This is a genomic window from Frigoribacterium sp. PvP121 (genome assembly GCF_017833115.1).
Classification (GTDB): domain Bacteria; phylum Actinomycetota; class Actinomycetes; order Actinomycetales; family Microbacteriaceae; genus Frigoribacterium; species Frigoribacterium endophyticum.
Window position 1 is genome coordinate 1,287,882 of sequence record NZ_JAFIBR010000001.1, and the last position, 16,326, is coordinate 1,304,207.

Consider the following 16,326-nt stretch of genomic DNA (forward strand, 5'->3'; position numbering starts at 1 on the left):
GTGCGTGGCCTGGGAACGCCGCCCGGGAGGCCCGCCTCACCTGGTGCCCCGGTGCCCGGCACGGCAGACTCGGGCGGTGACCCGTGCCCCCGACCGTGCCCCGACCGACGCCCCGACCCGGGCCGAGACCGTCCGGGACCGTGCGGGACCACCTCGTCGCCGAGGTCGAGCTCACGGGCTTCCGGGCGCACGGGCTGCACGTGCTCGTCGGCGACGACGTCGCCGAGCACCGCTGGTCGCCCGACGTCCGGCGCGAGGTGCACTCCGTCGCCAAGGCCGTCTGCGCGCTCGCGGCGGGGATCGCCGCCGACGAGGGCCTGCTCTCGCTCGACGAGCCCGTCGCGGCGTGGCTGCCCGGCGCCGAGCTCGGCGAGGGCGTCGAACACGTCACGCTCCGCCACCTGCTCTCGATGACGAGCGGCGTCGACCTCCCGTGGTCGCCGACCCTGATGACCGACTGGCCCGACCTCGCCCTCGAGTTCGTCGGCCGACCGTCGCGGGGCCGCGTCTTCCAGTACTCGAACGCGAGCACGTACACCGCGATGCGGGTGCTGGCGACCCGGGTGGGCGACGTGCACGACTTCGTCCGGCCGCGACTCCTCGGCCCCCTCGGCCTCGACGACGTGGCCTGGGAGCGCTGCCCGCTCGGCTTCGTCACCGCCGGCGACGGGCTCGCGCTCCGCACGGAGGAGGTGGCGCGGCTGGGCCGGCTGCTCCGTGACGGCGGCACCTGGCGGGGGAGGCGCGTCGTGTCGGAGGCGACCGCCGCGGCGGTGCACTCGGGCTGGGTCGCGGCGGGCACGAGCCCGGGCTACGAGCGCTACGGCCTCGGCGCGTGGAGCGGACCGGGCTCCGCCTGGCGCCTGCACGGCGCGCTCGGCCAGCTCGTGCTCGTCGTCGACGACGAGGTCGTCACGCTCACCGCCGACGACCACGAGCGGGCCGACGCCGTGGCGGCCGCGGTCGTGAGCGAGCTCGAGGGGCTGCGGGAGGGTCCGCCCGCGGCGGAGCGCTAGGCCTCGACCGCGGGCACCGTGGCGACGGCGAGCTCGCCGTCGGCCCCGCGGATCTCCACCGAGCTGACGTGGTCGCGCGTCACCGCCGCGGTGAGCTGGCAGTCGATCTCGACCTCCGTGCCGAGGAAGGCGCCCGAGGGGTGCTCCCCGCCCTCGTCGTCGATGACGACGACCGAGAACGCCGTGCCCACGGGCAGGCCCGTCACGGTCAGCAGCGTCTCGGTGCCCCAGGTGTGCGCGACGAGGTCGCCCTCGACGCGCACGCCGGTCGGCGCCCCCGCGAAGTCGATCGGCTCGACGACCCCGAGCGTGCCGGCCGGCCCCTCGGGCGTCGAGTCGCGCGGGGCGGCCACGAGCGCGCCGACGCCCGCTCCCAGCGCGAGGCAGGCGGCGGCGCCGAGCACGGTGAGCAGCGGTCGGCGCCGCGGCCGCAGCGGCGTCACCGGGGCCGAGGGCGCCGTGGGCGCGGGTGCGGAGGCGTGGCCGGGTGCCTGGGGGGCCCGGGGTGCCGGAGGCGCGGTGCCGGCGACCGGGGCCGGCCCCGGCGTCGAGGCGGTCGCTCCGGACGCCTCCGGCCCCGCGACTCCCTCGACCCGGCGGCGCAGCTCGGCGTTCGGCTCGGCGTCCTGCCACGATCCGAGGCCGGCGAGCGCGCCGGGCAGCCCGCCCAGCTCGGCGAGCTCACGGTCGATCGTGGGGTCGGCCGCCCGCAGCCGCGCGAACTCGTCGGCCTCGGCCGGGCTGAGGTCGTCGCCGAGGGATGCGGCGATGAGCTCGGCCCGTCGGTCGTCGTCGCGCAGGTCGTCGTCGTGCCGGTCGTCGGAGCCGGGCGTCCCGGGCATCGGTTCAGGCATCGGTCTGGTCCCCTTCGTCGAGGTGCGAGCGGAGCGCGCGGAGCGCGTAGAAGACGCGGGTGCGGAGCGTGGCGACCGGCACGCCGGTGGCGGCCGAGAACTCCTGGTAGCTGAGGCCGGTGAGGTGCACGGCGACCACCGCCTCCCGGTGCTCCGTGCTGAGGCGGGCGAGCCCCTCGACGATGCCGAGCCGGTCGAGCGGGTCCGCCCCGGTCTCGGCCGGCACGTCGAGCTGCTCGTCGTGCTCGACGAGGGCCGGCCGACGGGCCCGGGCGCGGAGGGCGTCGAGCACGACCCGTCGCTGGATCGTGAAGAGCCAGGTGCGCTCGCTGCCGAGGGCCGGGTCGAAGGAGGCGCGTGACCGCCAGGCGCGGAGGAACGTCTCCTGCACGCAGTCCTCCGCCGCGCTGCGGTCGCGGAGCGCGTTGACCGCGAAGCCGAGCAGGGCCGAGCCGTGCTCGGCGAACGCCGACGGCACGTCGAAGGTCGGCAGGGCGACGGGGTGCACGTCGACGCCGGGCTCGGGCGTGCTCATCGGGCTCCACTCGGGTGCGGGTGCGGGTGCGGGTGCGGGACGCGTCAGGGCGAGCGTCATCAGGTGCCTCCCACTGTAGGGGCGCGCCGGTCGTCGCCCTCGAGGGGGATACGACCGACCGGGCGGCTCCGTTCACCGTCCCCCAGAGCGGTTCCGAGAATTCTCGGGACTCGGGTGAACGCGGCCCCGCCCTCCGGCGTACCTCCCTGCAGAAGCGCGCCCGACCGGGCGGCTCCCGTCGAGAGGCAGACGAATGTCGAAGAAGCGATCCATCCGCATCCTGACCATCGGGGGCGCCGCCGCGGCCGCCGTCACCCTGCTCGCCGCCGCGCCCGCGTCGGCCGAGACCGAGGTGCAGGCCCCGTCCACGTTCACCAGCGCGTTCACCGTCATGGCGACGCCCGACCAGGTCGTCTCGACCGCCGGCGCGCCGGCGCCGGGCGAGGCCGGTGCGACCGGCACGTTCGACTTCCGGATCAACAGCGACCAGGAGATCATCTGCTACGACATCACCCTCACCGGCGTGACGGGCGACTACATGAGCCCGGCGAAGACGGCGACGCACCTCCACCAGGCCGCGGTCGGCAAGTCGGGCCCGCCCCGCATCGCCTTCCCGAACCCCGTCGACCAGGGCGACGGCACCCGCACCAGCAGCGGCTGCCTGCAGGGCCCCTTCACCACCGGCGTCATGAACGACGCGGGGGCCGACACCGGCACCGGCTTCACGCTGGCCCAGATCGAGGCCGACCCGGCGTCGTTCACCGGTGACTCGCACACCGCCGCGTTCACCTCGGGCGTCGTCCGCGGCCAGCTGACGCAGGTGCCCGTCGGCGGCGTCGACACCGGCTTCGGAGGCGCGGCGCAGGCCGGCACCGGCTCCGACCTCGCGCTCGGCGCGGGTGCGCTCGGGCTGGTCGGCGTCCTCGGCACGGCGGCGTGGCTCGCCGTCCGCCGCCGTCACGCCCAGGAAGGCTGACCCGCGTGCGACGGCCGCTGCCGGCGCTCGCCGCGGCGGTCGTCGTGCTGGGCGTGCTGACCGGGTGCTCGGGCACGGGGGCCGGGGTCGCCGCTGACGCGACCGGTGCCGGGGCCCGCGCCGCGACTCCGTCGGCTCCCGCCCCGGCGCCCGACCCCGCCTCGTCGCCGAGCGCGGCGACGGCACCGCCCGCGCCGGCCGAACCGGAGGCCGCGGCGGTGCCGGCCGTCGGCGTCGCGCCGGCGCGCGTCGACGTCGCCGCGATCGGCCTCTCCGAGCCGCTGATCGACCTGGGGCTCGACGCCTCGGGCGCCATGGAGGTGCCCGTCGACGCCGACGACGTGGGCTGGTTCACCGGGGGAGGGCGCCCCGGCGGGCGTGGTCCGACCGTCGTCGCCGGCCACGTCGACTCGGCCTCGGGGCCCGCCGTGTTCGCCCGGCTCGACGAGCTCGTCGTCGGCGACGAGGTCGTGCTGACCGACGTCGACGGCGGCGTCGCGCGCTACGTCGTCTCAGAGGTGGTGGACGTGCCGAAGGCCGAGTTCCCCACCGCCCGGGTGTTCGGGGCGCAGCCGACCGACGAGCTGCGGCTCATCACCTGCGGCGGGGTCTTCGACCGGGGATGGGGCCACTACGACCAGAACCGCGTCGTCTTCGCCGACCGCGTGGGGTAGCCGGCCGCGTGGTGTAGCCGGCCGCGCAGCGCCCGGGGCCCGTGCGGCGGGCCACCCGCGGTGCACTACCGTCGAGGAGGCGCGGGCCCGGTCCGCGCCTCCTTCCCCTTGTCCCTGGACGGCCCGCGGGCCCGGAGGTCAGCGTGCGCACACTCGCCATCGGAGACGTCGGCGTCGTCGACGACATGATCCACATCGGCGACGAGGCCATGACCGAGGAGCTCGTCGTCCAGCTGCGCCGGCGCCGCGTCGACGCCGTCACGCTGCTCTCCAGCGCCCCCGACGAGACCGCCGCCCGCTACGACGTCGACGCCGTGCGGCCGATCGGCTTCGCCCCCGGCCCGCTCGGCGGCCGCGACGGCCAGGTCGAGCGGCTCGAGCGCGTGCTCGCCGCGGCCGAGGGCAGCCGCACCGCCCTGCCACACGACGACCCGGCGCTCGCCGTGATCGAGGCCGTCCGCGAGGCCGACGCGGTCGCCGTCGCGGGCGGCGGCAACATGGCCTCGCGCTGGTCGCTGCACGTCTTCGAGCGCGCCGCCCTCGGCGCCGTCGCCCGCGTGGTCGGGCGCCCGCTGGTCGTGACGGGCCAGACGATCGGGCCCGACCTCGTCGCCGACGACGAGCGGCTCGTGTCGGGGCTGCTCCGTGACGCGCGCCTCTTCGGGGTGCGCGAGAGCGCCTCGCACACGCTGATGCGGCGCGTCGCCGACGACACCGCGCCCGACCTCGCGCGCAAGGTGGTGCAGAACGTCGACGACGCGAGCTTCCTCGGGGCCGACGCCGCGCCTCCCGCGGTCACCGGCCTCGACGCGAGCGCCTCGGCCGGGCCGGGGTCGCTGCTCGTCGGAGCCGACTCCTTCCCCTACTGCGCCGTCAGCCTCTCGACGCACGTCGGCGACGCCGACCGGCGGCAGGTCGTCACCGCCCTCGCGCGGCTGCTCGACCGGGTCGCCGACGAGACGGGGCTCGAGATCGCGTTCCTCGCGCACTGGGCGTCGCTGAACGAGGGCGAGGAGCGCGGCGACTCCGTGCTGCACCGCCGGGTCATCGACGCGATGACCACCTCGCGGGTGCGGATCGAGCCGACCACCGACTCCGTGGCCGCCGCGCGGTTCGCGCGGGGTGCCTCCCTGCACCTGACGAGCCGCTACCACCCGGCCGTGTTCGCGGTCGCCGGTGGGGTGCCGACGGTCGGCATCTCGGTCGACGAGTACACGCGCGTGAAGCTCACGGGGGCGCTCGGCGCCTTCGGCCAGACGAGCGTCGCCTCGGTCGAGGCGCTGGTGCTCGGCTCGGCGGCGCGGCTCGCGCTGGCGACCTGGGACGACGCCGCGCAGGTGCGGGCCCGGTGGGAGTCGCGGGTCGAGTCGGTGCGCACCGCCTCCGCCGGCTGGTGGGACCGCGTCGCGGAGGAGCTCGGGGCGTAGCGCGCGTCGCCCGGTCGCGCCGCGCGCTCGCGCCGCCACGTCGACGAACCCCGTCTTCGCACCGGAACCCTGCCGCGGCGGGGTTCGGATGCGAGGACGGGGTTCGTCGTCCGGGGTCTGCCACCCTCCCGGCCGACGCGCAGCCTCTTTCTGGCACCGCGTGTCACAATGCTCGGGACCGGCATCGAGGCCGGTCCCGACGAAAGAGGCAGCCATGGCCGACCTGACCACCACCCCCGACCGTTTCCGCGGCAAGACCGTCATCGTCACCGGGGCGGGCAGCGGCATCGGCCGTGCGTCCGCGCTCCGCTTCGCGCGGGAGGGCGCCCGCGTCGTGGCCGCGGACGTCGTGGCCGAGCGCCTCGACGCGCTCGTGGCCGAGAACCCCGAGCTCGACCTCGTGCCCGTGACGGGCGACATCACCACCGAGGAGGGCGTGCAGGCGGTCGTCGCCGCCGCCGAGGGCCGGGTCGACGCGCTGGCGAACGTGGCCGGCATCATGGACGGCTTCCTGCCCGCCGCCGAGGTCGACGACCGCACGTGGGAGCTCGTCTTCGCGATCAACGTCACGGCCGTCGTGCGCCTGACGCGGGCCGTGCTGCCCCTCATGATCGAGGCCGGCTCGGGCGCGATCGTCAACGTCGCGTCGGAGGCGGCGCTCCGCGGCTCGGCCGCCGGCGTGGCCTACACGGCGTCGAAGCACGCCGTGGCGGGCATCACGAAGAACACGGCCGTCGTCTACGCGAAGCACGGCATCCGCACCAACGCCGTCGCGCCCGGAGCCACCATCACCAACATCGAGGCGCCGATGAAGTCGCAGGTCGCCGCGGCGGCCCTCGGCCCGATCATGCAGACGACCGTGCCGACGCCCGTCGAGGCCGACGTGCTCGCCGCGTCGATCACCTGGCTCGCGAGCGACGACGCCACGAACGTCAACGGGGTCGTGCTGCCCTCCGACGGCGGCTGGTCGGCGATCTGACCCGGTCGGGCCGCCGGGGGCTCGGCGGCGGCCCGAAATGGGGGTACCGGAGAGGATGCAGGCGCATACAGTGGCCGGAGCGCCGGGGGGAGCATTCCTGTACTCCTCGCCCCCCACGCCCAGACCGGACGGCCCCCGTGACCCTCACCTCAGAACTCCTGCTCCGGCAGGACCCGAGCGAGGACGACCTCGTCCTCGCGACGGCGCAGGGTGACCAGAGGGCCTTCGCCCAGCTGTACGACATGACGTCGTCACGGGTGCTGGGGCTCGTGAGGCGCATCCTCGTGGACCCGGCGCAGTCGGAGGAGGTCGCGCAGGAGGTGTTCCTCTCCGCCTGGCAGGAGGCTGCGCAGTTCGACCCCGCGAAGGGCAGGGCGGTGTCGTGGCTGCTCGTCCGTGCTCGTCGTCGTGCCATCGACCGGGTCCGCTCGGCGCAGGCGAGTCGGGTGCGTGACATGACCGTCGGCATCCGCGACCTCGACGACGTCCGCGACGACGTCGCCGAGACCGCCGCCGTGCACATCGAGCACGCGCGGGTGAGCCGGGCGATGAAGGGCCTCACCGCCGCCCAGAGGCAGGCGCTCGAGCTGACGTACTTCGGCGGTCTGAGCCACTCCGAGGCGGCCGGCGAGGCGGGGGTGCCGCTCGGGACGATGAAGACGCGCACGCGCGACGCCCTGATCGCCCTGCGGAAGCTCCTCGGCCCGGACGCCGTCGCGCGCGGCTGAGCGCCGGGTCCCTGTTTCCAGGCCACCAGCAGTCGCCTTCCGCCGATGCCGAACGAGTACTGCCCCGGGCGGCTGTTGCCGTTTCATTGAGCGGTCGTTCATCGGGACACTCTTCGCGACCGTGTTCGGCCGGCTGAGGTCAAGTGGCGCCTGGCCTGCGGATTCGCGTATGCCTGTCCCGCAAAAATGCCCGGTGACGGGGGTCTAAACGCTACAGTCCTGGAATGCTCATCGGATACGCCCGCGTCTCAACGTCCGGACAAGATCTCGCAGCACAACGTGACGGTCTTGCAGCGCTCGGTGTCGACGATCAAGACGTCCATGTTGACCATGGTCTCTCGGGCACGACTCAAGCCCGGCCAGGTTTGCGCGAGGCCCTGGCCGCGTGCCGCGCCGGCGACGTCCTGGTCGTCACAAAGCTCGACCGCCTCGCTCGTTCACTTCGCGACGCGACCGACATCGCCGGCGAGCTCACGAAAAAAGGCGTCGCCTTGAACCTCGGGGGAGCGGTCTACGACCCCACCGACCCCGTCGGCCGGCTACTTTTCAACGTCCTCGGCATGGTCGCGGAGTTCGAGGCCGACCTGATCCGTGCCCGCACCCGGGAGGGGATGGCGATCGCAAAGGCCGCCGGTAAGCTCCGCGGCCGCAAACCCAAGCTCACCCCCTCGCAGGAGAAGCACCTGGTGCAGCTGCACCGCACCGGCGCTCACACGACGAGCGAGATCGCGGAGCTGTTCGGGGTCGCCCGCTCGACTGTCTACCGCGCAGTCCATAGGGCAGATGTGGCTTAGGTGTCCCCGGGTCGCTGTAGCCGGTACTGGAGTTTAAGTTCACTCGACCGCACGGTCGGCGCGAAACTTCGCTCGTCGTGCCGCGGCTTCGGCTCTCCGTGCTTCCAGCGCCGCGCGCTCGGCGTCACTAAGTGCGGCCATGCGCGCGTCCTTAGCTGCCTTGGTGGCAGTGCGCCGTTCCTTGACACGTTCATCCCTCTGTTTGATGAGCTCCAACTGATCGTCAGTCACGATGCGCCACGACTGATCTGATCTGTCCCAGAGGAGGTGATCACTCTTGAGCTTGCCGAACTCACGCAGGATCGTTCTATTCATAGCCCAGTTCCCGTTTTGATTGCGGTACGACCAGGCTTCTCCGAAGTCGTTCCGATTGGCTCTCACGATTCGCTCCTGGTACGTACGGCGCTGCCCGTTGTCCTGAATTTGTGTCAGTAGCCAGCGGGCGATCTCCTGCGCGGTTGTCATGCTTTCAGCGTATGAGTACATGTCAACTGTGAGCCACTACGGGCAATAGGCGGTGGCCGATAGACGATCGATCATTGCGATCCGCACGGCCGTGGTGTCGGTCTAGAAGATGGCTTGGGGGTTAACGGGCACGCCGGTGAGGCCGTGGAGGCGGGGCGGGGCGATGCTGAGCAGGAAAGTGTGTCGGCCGAGCTCGGCGCAGGTCGCGGCGAGGTCGTCGGTGGCGACGCTGTCGACCAGGGGCATGCCCAGGCGGGCCAGTCCGACCATGTGCATCGGCATGGGCATGTCCGGGTCGCTCGGCGGGAAGGAGTCGCTGACGTCGCCGGCGTAGAGCGAGACGCCACGGTGGTGCATCCACGTCACTGCGTCGACGGTCATGCCCGGCGCCTGGGTCTCGGCGTCCCAGCTGAAGCCCCAGCCGCTCCGGACCACCACGGCGTCACCGGGCAGCACCTCGACCCCGGCCCTCGCCTCGGCCGCGTCGAGATCTGCCGCGGTGACGGGGTGCGCAGATGGCAGCCGCCCCTCCGGTGCCAGGTCGAGCAGGACTCCCCGCGTCGTGATCCCCGCGGTGAAAGCGGTCGTGGAACCGTGCACGACGCCTCCGGCCGTGACGGTCTCCTCGAGGGGGCGACCCGGGTACACGGTGCCGTCGATCGGCATGTGGGCGAAAGCATCGATGTGCGTCAGCGCCGGGTGATGCGGCGTCACGACGAGGACTTCGGACATCCCCATGGGCGGCGTGCCCGTGTAGAGCAGCGCCTGCTGCACGGGGGGCGACGGCGGTGCCGGGGGAGCGAACGGTCCGCCGAGCATCGAGGCGGGTTCGACCGGGTGCGCGAGCGACACGCTCCGGCCGACCCGCACCTCTTCAGCGGCGCGGGCCCTCGCGGCGTCGTCGATCAGGTTCAGCGTGCCGAGTTCGTCATCGGCGCCCCAGCGGCCTCGGTCGTCGGGGAGTGCGGGTGTCGTCATGGTGCCTGTCCTGTCATGTCAGTTCGGTATCGCGCGGATGGGTGGTGCACACTGCAAGGAGGCCCTGAGAAGCAGGTTCCTGCACCATAGCCTTAAAACAGGATCCTGTTTATCTAGGTGGGCGACGAGGAGGCACATATGGGTGACGATGGAGGTCGCGGGCTCGAGTCCGTGCTGGGCTGGAACGCGGTAAAGGTCGCGCGCATCATCGGCTCCCAGATCACCGCGGGGATGGCGGAGCACGACGTCAGCCTCGTGCAGTTCGGCGTGCTGTCGTGCCTGGCGGACGGTGCTGAGCTCACGTCGGCGGAGATCGCTCGGGCCGTCTTCGTTCGCCCGCAGAGCATGTCGGACGTGCTCGACGGGATGGAACGTCGCGGTCTCGTCCGCCGGGTGGGCATCCGCGCCCGCGGCCGGAGGAACCCCGCCGCGAGCACGCCAGCCGGCCAGGCCGTGCTCGACGCGGTGCAGCAGGTGGCCCTGGCGACGAACGACCTCAGTATGTTCGGGCTGGACGCGTCGCGGAGCGCACAGCTCAACGCACTGCTGCTCGCTGTCATCGAGGGCGCGGAGAAATCACCGGGCATCGGCGACGCTTACTGATACACACCCGATAGGGGATGGGTCTGCGGGCTCCTAGGGCGTTCCCGTTCGACCTGCAACGATCAGTGCATGTCTCGCGATGAACGCTTCACACACGACCCAGACAGTGACTGTGCCTATTTATACGTGGCGCCGTCGATTGCTGACGGCGAAGCCGTCGAGCAAGTTGTCGTGGAGCGTGAGGGCAGGGGACACATCGTGCTCGACTTCGATTCCGAGGGTCGACTTCTCGGTGTCGAGATCGTCGGGGCCCTCGCGCTGCTCACGGCCGAGTCTCTCGAGACGGCTTCTCAAACACGGCCTCTGGATGTAGGAGCGCCCGATAGGGGATCGGCCAGTGCGACACCGGGCCTTGCTGACTCGAGCTAGGCGGTCCAGGCTGCAGCAAGACCACGATCGACGACGCGCCGCCAGCCGACGGGCGCTGAAGGATCGCGGCTCGCAGTCCCGGCCATCCAGAGCACGGCCATGAGGTCGTCGGGGGTGAAGTCTTCTGACAGAGCGCCCACGGTGTGGGCGTTGTCGACGAGTTCCTTCCCGAGTGCTGTGGATCGCTCGCAGGCGGTGATGAGGGCTGTGGCGTCCGGGTATCGCCGGAGCATGGCGTCGTTCATGACGGGATCGCTGAGCTGCAGCTCGATCATCTCCGAGATGAACGTCTCCAGCTGTCCACGGGGGGACTGCTGGCTCAGCGTCCTCTCGGTGAGCGCCTTCAACTTCTCACCCGCGACGGCAGGCACGACAGCGTCGATCAGTGCCTCCCTCGAGCCCACCCGGTTGTAGAGCGTCCCGATGCTCACACCGGCCTCCCGGGCGATGTCCTCCAACGGCGCGGACAGGCCGCGGCGCGAGAACACCGCGAGGGCCGCCGTGTGCAGCTTCTCGAGGTTCGCCTGCGCGTCACGGCGAAGGCCCGGGGTCTTCTTCACAGCAACTCCACTGGATATTGAGGGTCGTCTCAACATAGGCTGCACCCGGGTTGAGGACGACCTCAACTTAGCCCACCAGCGCGACGCCCTGACCAACGACGGGCCACGAAAGGAAGCACCATGCCTCTCATCACCATCATCGGAGCCGGCCCTGGCCTCGGCCTCGAGATCGCCCGCGCCTTCGGTCGAAGGGGTTTCGATGTCGCCCTCGTCGCCCGCGACCAAGCCAAGCTCGACACCCTCGCAAAGACCCTCGAGGGCGAAGGTGTCCGTGCTCGGGGGTTCACCGCCGACGTCAGCCGCCCCGAGACGATCACGAGCGCCCTCACCGAGATCAAGAGCGCCCTCGGCCCGATCGACGTCCTCGAGTTCTCACCCGCCGACCCGACCTTGGCTGCCGTCGACGTCCTCGACGTCACGATGGAGAACTTGCTGCCGCAGATCGACTTCTACCTCGGCGGAGCGCTCACGGCCGTCGGAGCGGTGCTGCCCGACATGATCGCCGCCGGGAACGGAACGGTCCTCGTCACCACCGGGGGCGGGTCGATCAACCCAATGCCCTTCCTCGGCAATGTCAACATCGCCGCCGCGGGTCTTCGGAACTGGACTCTCAACCTCCACAACGCACTCGCCGAGAGGGGCGTCTACATCGCCCACGTCGGGATCACCGCCCTCATCGGAGCCGGCCACCCCGACGCGGAGCCCGACGTCATCGCCCAGGCCTACGTGAAGCTCTACGACGAGCGGAAGGACGCGGAGCTGCACCACGTCGCTTACGACGGTTGACGCGTGCATCGGCTTGTCTTGAGGCAGATCCTCTCGAACGGGCATTGTCGTGCCCGATAGGGGATCGTTTACCGAGACGCGTTCAGTTGGCGTACTCCCGGTGCCACCAGGTCGACAAGTGGTCAAGGGTCGCCGTGGCTGCCTCGTCCAGACGCTCGCGGGTGTCTCCCCGATGAGCATCCGAGAGGACCGCATCGCCGATGCTCGCGGTGGTTTGCTGCACCACCGAGACGAGCGCGGCCGCGTACGCCCGCTCGGACATCGCGTTCGGTCCGGTGCCTGCGAGTTCAGCTGCCACCGCGGTCGTGACGTCGTCGTAGAACTCCAGAGCGCGGCGCCGGAGAAGCGCGCTGAGCCGGCACTGCGCGGGGAACTCGCCCTTCGCCAATTCCTCGTCCTCCTCGACGTACCGATCGATGTCCTCGAGGACGAGGGAGCGCATCGCATCGGCCGGTGACTGCTGGGGGTCTCGCCGGGAGATCGCACCCCTGATCTTCTCGAGCACTTCGTCTGCTCGGTCGAAGACGAGGTCGGGCTTAGTCGGGAAGTAGTTGTAGACCGTCGGCTCCGATACGCCCGCGACGTCCGCGACGTCCGCGATGGACACCTGGTCGTACCCGTGCTGCGCGAAGAGTCGAGCCGCCACATCGCCCAGACGCTCGCGGGTCTCTCGCTTCTTACGCTCTCGGAGCCCTGATCTGGCACCCACGCTCGCTTGCTCCATTCCACGAGTCTGCCACGGAACATAAGGTGACCCAAAGTTTCTGCTATCTTTGCCCTCGTTTGAAAGTTAGGGTCACTATAAGTTCGGCGGGAGCCGGGAAACGAGAACGATCAATGAACACGCACGCGCAGGAACAGGTGCTCATCTCGGGAGCGAGCTTCGCGGGTCTCGCGACAGCACTGTGGATGCGTCGGCTCGGTCATGAGGTCACGATCGTCGAGATCGGATCCGGACTGAAGCGCGGCGGCACCCCCGTCGACATCCGCGAGGACACCATCGCGATCGTCGAACGGATGGGCCTGCTCGAGGAGATCCAAGCGAAGGCGCTTGCTCCTCGCGTGACCGAGTTCACGACGCCGGAGGGAGAGCTCATCGCGCGGATGGACCCAGAACCGCCCACGGACGACTCGGCCGGCGACGGCTACGAGATCCACCGAGACGATCTGCTCGACATCCTCGCCGCCGCGACGGAGGGGGAGGTCGAGATGCTGTGGGGCAACTCCATCAAGTCGTTGACCGAGCCCGACGAGGACAGTGTCCACGTGGTCTTCCGCGACGGCACAGAGCGGGACTTCTCGATGGTGTTCGGGTGCGACGGCAACCACTCCACGGTGCGGCGACTGCGCTTCGGTCAGGAAGCACTCCACACCCACTTCCTGCAGACGTACTTCTCCGTCGCCACCCTCGACCACCTCATCATCGACCGGCAGACGACCCAGATCACTAACGCGCCCGGCGTGACGATGCTAGTGAACTCCTACGACACGACGACCGACCTCGTGCTCGGCTTCCGATCCGAGCAGGAAATTCCGTACGACCACCACGACGTCGACCAGCAGAAGCGCATCCTCCGCGAGCACCTGCTGCAGGCTGGCGCACCGTTCTCAGACCACATCGACGAGGCGGTCAACGTCGACACCTTCTACTTCGACAAGCTCAGTCAGATCAAGATGCCGGCGTGGACGTCCGGACGCATCGCGCTCGTCGGTGACGCTGGCTACTGCGCATCACCTGCCGCGGGCATGGGTGGATCGCTCGCCATCATCGGCGCCACTGCCCTCTACGACGCCTTCCGAGCTGCTTACGGCGACGTCGAGCAGGCGTTCGTCGAGTACGAACGCGCACTCCAGCCAATAGTCGAGGAGATCCAGCACAACGCCGAACACTTCGGCGTCAGCAGCTACTTCCCCGCTACCGAGGAACAAATCCGGGTCCGCAACAACAAGCTGCTCGGGCACTGAACAACGATCGCCCCGCGAAGGACAACTCCGCGTCCACCAGCGACGCGGTGCCCGGTAGCCGATCGTCCACCGGCCGCGGCATGACGTGAACGCACACGAGGCAGCCCGGTCCAGTGGCCGTCGGGATCGTCCCATCCTCGAGGGTGCGGCATGGCTCGTGGACCCGCGACAGGTCCGACCATGACGGCGGGCGGGCGGGCGGGCGGGCGGGCGGGCGGGCGGGGGCTGGGTGCCATAGGGGTCTCTTAGCGGGGCCATCGGGTGCTGAGGGCGGTGTTTCCTACCGTGTTCCTCGTCCTGATCCCTGCACCGAGGAGAACCATGTTCCTGACCTACCTGCTCAGAGAGCTGAGCAACAGACGCAAGCAGACCGTGATCATCGCGACGGGCATGGCCCTGGCCATCGCCCTCGTGATGATCGTGAGCGGGGTGGCGGCCGGTGTGAAGAACGCCCAGTCGACCGTCCTCGAGTCGGTCTACGGCGTCGGCACCGACGTCACCATCACGCAGACCGCCGAGCCGGGCGCCGACGGGCCCGGCCAGCAGTTCGCCTTCGGCTCCGGCGACGGCACCACCACCGACGACGGCAGCACCGAGGTCGCCCAGAGCACCCTCTCCGCCGCGCGCGGCACCGCGACCTTCGACTCGTCGGCCCTGACCACCGTCGAGGGCGTCGACGGCGTCTCCGCCGCGACCGCGACCCTGAGCCTGCAGGCCTCGAGCTTCTCGGGCACGGTGCCCGACTTCTCCCAGGGGGGTGCAGGAGGCGCGGGTGCCGACGGTGCGACCGGTGACGGTACCGACGCGGGCACGCAGGCCGCGCCTCCCACCGGCGGGGCCGACGGCGCGGGCGGCAGCGCGTTCGACGTCGACCAGTTCTCCGTCACGGGCCTCGACCCCGCGACGAACGCGGTCGGGCCCCTCAGCAGTGCGTCGCTCGTCGACGGCCGCGGCTTGACCGCCGCCGACGCGGGGACCGACGTCGTCGTGCTCGACCAGACGTACGCGACGAGCGCTGATCTCGCCGTCGGCGACACGCTCGCCATCGGCGGCACCGACTTCACGGTGGTCGGCATCGTGGCGTCCACGTCGTCGGACGCCGCCACCTCCTCGGACACGTACGTGCCCCTCGACACCGCTCAGGCGCTCAGCGGGCTGACGGCCCAGATCAGCGACGTGTACGTCACGGCGTCGAGCGCCAGCGGCGTCGACGCCCTGAAGTCCGCCCTGCAGGCGGCATTGCCCGACGCCACGGTGAGCACCCAGTCCGACCTGGCGTCGAGCGTGTCCGGCTCGCTCTCGACCGCGTCCGACCTGATCGGGAAGCTCGGCACGTGGCTCTCCGTGGCGGTGCTCGCCGCCGCGTTCCTCATGGCGATCCTCTTCACCGTCTCGGGCGTCAGTCGACGCACCCGCGAGTTCGGCACGCTCAAGGCCATCGGCTGGAGCGGCTCCCGCATCACCCGTCAGGTCGCGGGGGAGTCCCTCGTGCAGGGCCTGCTCGGCGGAGTCGTCGGAGTCGCGGTCGGCCTCCTCGGGATCCTGGTCGTGAACGTCGTGGCACCGACCCTGTCCGCCGCGGCCACCACCCAGGCGGCAGGGCCCGGCGCCGGCGGCCCCGGATCAGCGGGTGGAGGCGGCGTCGGCCAGCAAGTGGCGCAGGCCACCACCGACGTCGCCCTGACCGTGCCCGTGACGGCGTCGATCGTCGTCCTCGCGGTGGGCCTGGCCGTCGGGGGCGGCCTGCTCGCCGGAGCCGCCGGGGGATGGCGTGCCTCGCGCCTGCGCCCCGCCGAGGCCCTGAGGAGCGTCGCGTGACCGACATCCACGAAGCAACGGACCCGACCGCCCTGCCGACCGCAGCCGGCGAGACCGACCCGACTACCGCCTCCGGAGGCACAGCACCCATGTACACGCTCACCGCGGTCACGAAGACCTACCAGCAGAAGAAGCGCACGGTGACGGCCCTCGCCGGCGTCGACCTCGTCATCCCCACAGGGCAGATGGTCGCGATCCAGGGGCCCACCGGCGGAGGCAAGTCGACGCTGCTCCAGATGCTCGGCGCGCTCGACCGACCGACGAGCGGCACGGTTCGGCTGGGCGACTCGGACCTCTCGGCGGCAGGGGGCCGTGCCCTGGCGGCGGCACGGGCCCGCGAGATCGGCTTCGTGTTCCAGGGCTTCAACCTCATCCCGACCCTGACGGCGGCGGAGAACGTCGAGACGGCCTTCGCGGACGGCTCGACGCCGCGGGCGGAGCGCCGGGAGAAGGCGAGGGCGGCGCTGGCGTCCGTGGGGCTCGCTGAACGAGCCGACCACCTGCCGAGCGAGCTCTCGGGCGGGCAGCAGCAGCGGGTGGCCATCGCGCGGGCGCTCGTCAAGGAACCGAGCGTGCTGCTCGCGGACGAGCCGACGGGCTCGCTGGACGAGGCCACCCGCGACGAGATCATGGACCTGCTCGAGGGCGTCTGGCGTGACCGAGGGCTCACCGTGGTCATCGTCACGCACGACTCGGCCGTGGCCCGGCGCGCACAACGCCGCCTGCGCATCGCGGGCGGAGAGCTCGCGGAGCTGGGGCCGGCTGCCTGACCTCACACGCCGTGGCCGCCGGTCAGATG

Annotated in this window: 19 protein-coding genes; 13 read left to right on the forward strand and 6 right to left on the reverse strand. The window is 71.4% G+C overall.

What is annotated here, in order from left to right:
• Positions 1–140: 140 nt before the first annotated feature.
• On the forward strand, positions 141–1,016 hold the full coding sequence (locus tag JOE43_RS06015) for a serine hydrolase (protein WP_307803256.1): 876 nt from the start codon (positions 141–143) through the stop codon (positions 1,014–1,016).
• Here the strand turns inward: JOE43_RS06015 and JOE43_RS06020 are convergent.
• Both JOE43_RS06020 and JOE43_RS06025 read right to left on the reverse strand, forming a co-directional pair.
• Positions 1,013–1,870 (reverse strand): hypothetical protein, encoded by an 858-nt coding sequence (locus tag JOE43_RS06020; RefSeq protein ID WP_209515780.1) that lies wholly within the window; start codon positions 1,868–1,870, stop codon positions 1,013–1,015. The genes JOE43_RS06015 and JOE43_RS06020 overlap by 4 nt on opposite strands.
• The gene (locus JOE43_RS06025) at positions 1,863–2,465 is read right to left on the reverse strand and encodes a sigma-70 family RNA polymerase sigma factor (RefSeq protein ID WP_209515783.1); all 603 of its coding nucleotides are present in this window, start codon (positions 2,463–2,465) and stop codon (positions 1,863–1,865) included. Before JOE43_RS06025 ends, JOE43_RS06020 begins: the two co-directional genes overlap by 8 nt.
• Before the next feature lie 193 nt (positions 2,466–2,658).
• Here JOE43_RS06025 and JOE43_RS06030 point away from each other — a divergent pair, with 193 nt between their 5' ends.
• The 6 genes from JOE43_RS06030 (at position 2,659) to JOE43_RS06055 (ending at position 7,983) form a co-directional block, all read left to right on the forward strand.
• Positions 2,659–3,381, forward strand: a complete 723-nt coding sequence (locus JOE43_RS06030; RefSeq protein WP_209515786.1) for a CHRD domain-containing protein — start codon at positions 2,659–2,661, stop codon at positions 3,379–3,381.
• A 5-nt stretch (positions 3,382–3,386) separates the two neighbouring features.
• Complete coding sequence (locus JOE43_RS06035) at positions 3,387–4,055, forward strand: class F sortase (RefSeq protein ID WP_307803257.1); 669 nt, start codon at positions 3,387–3,389, stop codon at positions 4,053–4,055.
• A gap of 143 nt (positions 4,056–4,198) precedes the next feature.
• Positions 4,199–5,482, forward strand: a complete 1,284-nt coding sequence (locus JOE43_RS06040; RefSeq protein ID WP_209515789.1) for a polysaccharide pyruvyl transferase family protein — start codon at positions 4,199–4,201, stop codon at positions 5,480–5,482.
• 214 nt (positions 5,483–5,696) lie between these two features.
• On the forward strand, positions 5,697–6,461 hold the full coding sequence (locus JOE43_RS06045; RefSeq protein WP_209515792.1) for an SDR family NAD(P)-dependent oxidoreductase: 765 nt from the start codon (positions 5,697–5,699) through the stop codon (positions 6,459–6,461).
• Between the two features lie 137 nt (positions 6,462–6,598).
• On the forward strand, positions 6,599–7,189 hold the full coding sequence (locus JOE43_RS06050; RefSeq protein WP_307803258.1) for a sigma-70 family RNA polymerase sigma factor: 591 nt from the start codon (positions 6,599–6,601) through the stop codon (positions 7,187–7,189).
• Between the two features lie 224 nt (positions 7,190–7,413).
• Positions 7,414–7,983 (forward strand): recombinase family protein, encoded by a 570-nt coding sequence (locus tag JOE43_RS06055; RefSeq protein ID WP_209515795.1) that lies wholly within the window; start codon positions 7,414–7,416, stop codon positions 7,981–7,983.
• Between the two features lie 39 nt (positions 7,984–8,022).
• On the opposite strand, the gene JOE43_RS06060 is transcribed toward JOE43_RS06055, so the two are convergent.
• Both JOE43_RS06060 and JOE43_RS06065 read right to left on the reverse strand, forming a co-directional pair.
• Positions 8,023–8,448 carry a hypothetical protein gene (locus JOE43_RS06060; RefSeq protein ID WP_209515798.1) on the reverse strand — a complete coding sequence of 142 codons (426 nt, stop codon included), beginning with the start codon at positions 8,446–8,448 and terminating at the stop codon, positions 8,023–8,025.
• Between the two features lie 102 nt (positions 8,449–8,550).
• Positions 8,551–9,426 carry a cyclase family protein gene (locus tag JOE43_RS06065; RefSeq protein ID WP_209515801.1) on the reverse strand — a complete coding sequence of 292 codons (876 nt, stop codon included), beginning with the start codon at positions 9,424–9,426 and terminating at the stop codon, positions 8,551–8,553.
• 117 nt (positions 9,427–9,543) lie between these two features.
• On the opposite strand from JOE43_RS06065, the gene JOE43_RS06070 reads away from it, so the two are divergent.
• A complete protein-coding gene (locus JOE43_RS06070) occupies positions 9,544–10,029 on the forward strand; it encodes a MarR family winged helix-turn-helix transcriptional regulator (protein ID WP_209515804.1) in 486 nt (161 codons plus the stop codon).
• A gap of 69 nt (positions 10,030–10,098) precedes the next feature.
• Entirely contained in the window at positions 10,099–10,398 is a 300-nt protein-coding gene (locus JOE43_RS16260; RefSeq protein ID WP_209515806.1) for a DUF2283 domain-containing protein, read from the forward strand.
• Here JOE43_RS16260 and JOE43_RS06080 read toward each other — a convergent pair.
• Positions 10,395–10,958: a helix-turn-helix domain-containing protein gene (locus JOE43_RS06080; RefSeq protein ID WP_307803259.1), complete on the reverse strand. Its 564-nt coding sequence runs from the start codon at positions 10,956–10,958 to the stop codon at positions 10,395–10,397. The genes JOE43_RS16260 and JOE43_RS06080 overlap by 4 nt on opposite strands.
• Positions 10,959–11,078: 120 nt before the next feature.
• Between JOE43_RS06080 and JOE43_RS06085 the strand changes: the two genes are divergently transcribed.
• Positions 11,079–11,744, forward strand: coding sequence for an SDR family oxidoreductase (locus JOE43_RS06085; protein ID WP_209515812.1), 666 nt, complete (start codon positions 11,079–11,081; stop codon positions 11,742–11,744).
• 82 nt (positions 11,745–11,826) lie between these two features.
• Here the strand turns inward: JOE43_RS06085 and JOE43_RS06090 are convergent, their stop codons facing one another.
• Complete coding sequence (locus JOE43_RS06090) at positions 11,827–12,468, reverse strand: TetR/AcrR family transcriptional regulator (RefSeq protein ID WP_209515815.1); 642 nt, start codon at positions 12,466–12,468, stop codon at positions 11,827–11,829.
• Between the two features lie 113 nt (positions 12,469–12,581).
• On the opposite strand from JOE43_RS06090, the gene JOE43_RS06095 reads away from it, so the two are divergent.
• The 3 genes from JOE43_RS06095 to JOE43_RS06105 all read left to right on the forward strand — a co-directional run bounded on the left by JOE43_RS06095 (position 12,582) and on the right by JOE43_RS06105 (position 16,297).
• Complete coding sequence (locus JOE43_RS06095) at positions 12,582–13,709, forward strand: FAD-dependent monooxygenase (RefSeq protein WP_209515817.1); 1,128 nt, start codon at positions 12,582–12,584, stop codon at positions 13,707–13,709.
• A gap of 321 nt (positions 13,710–14,030) precedes the next feature.
• Positions 14,031–15,527: an ABC transporter permease gene (locus JOE43_RS06100; RefSeq protein WP_209515820.1), complete on the forward strand. Its 1,497-nt coding sequence runs from the start codon at positions 14,031–14,033 to the stop codon at positions 15,525–15,527.
• Positions 15,528–15,616: 89 nt separating this feature from the next.
• Positions 15,617–16,297, forward strand: coding sequence for an ABC transporter ATP-binding protein (locus JOE43_RS06105; RefSeq protein ID WP_209519087.1), 681 nt, complete (start codon positions 15,617–15,619; stop codon positions 16,295–16,297).
• Positions 16,298–16,326: the final 29 nt, after the last annotated feature.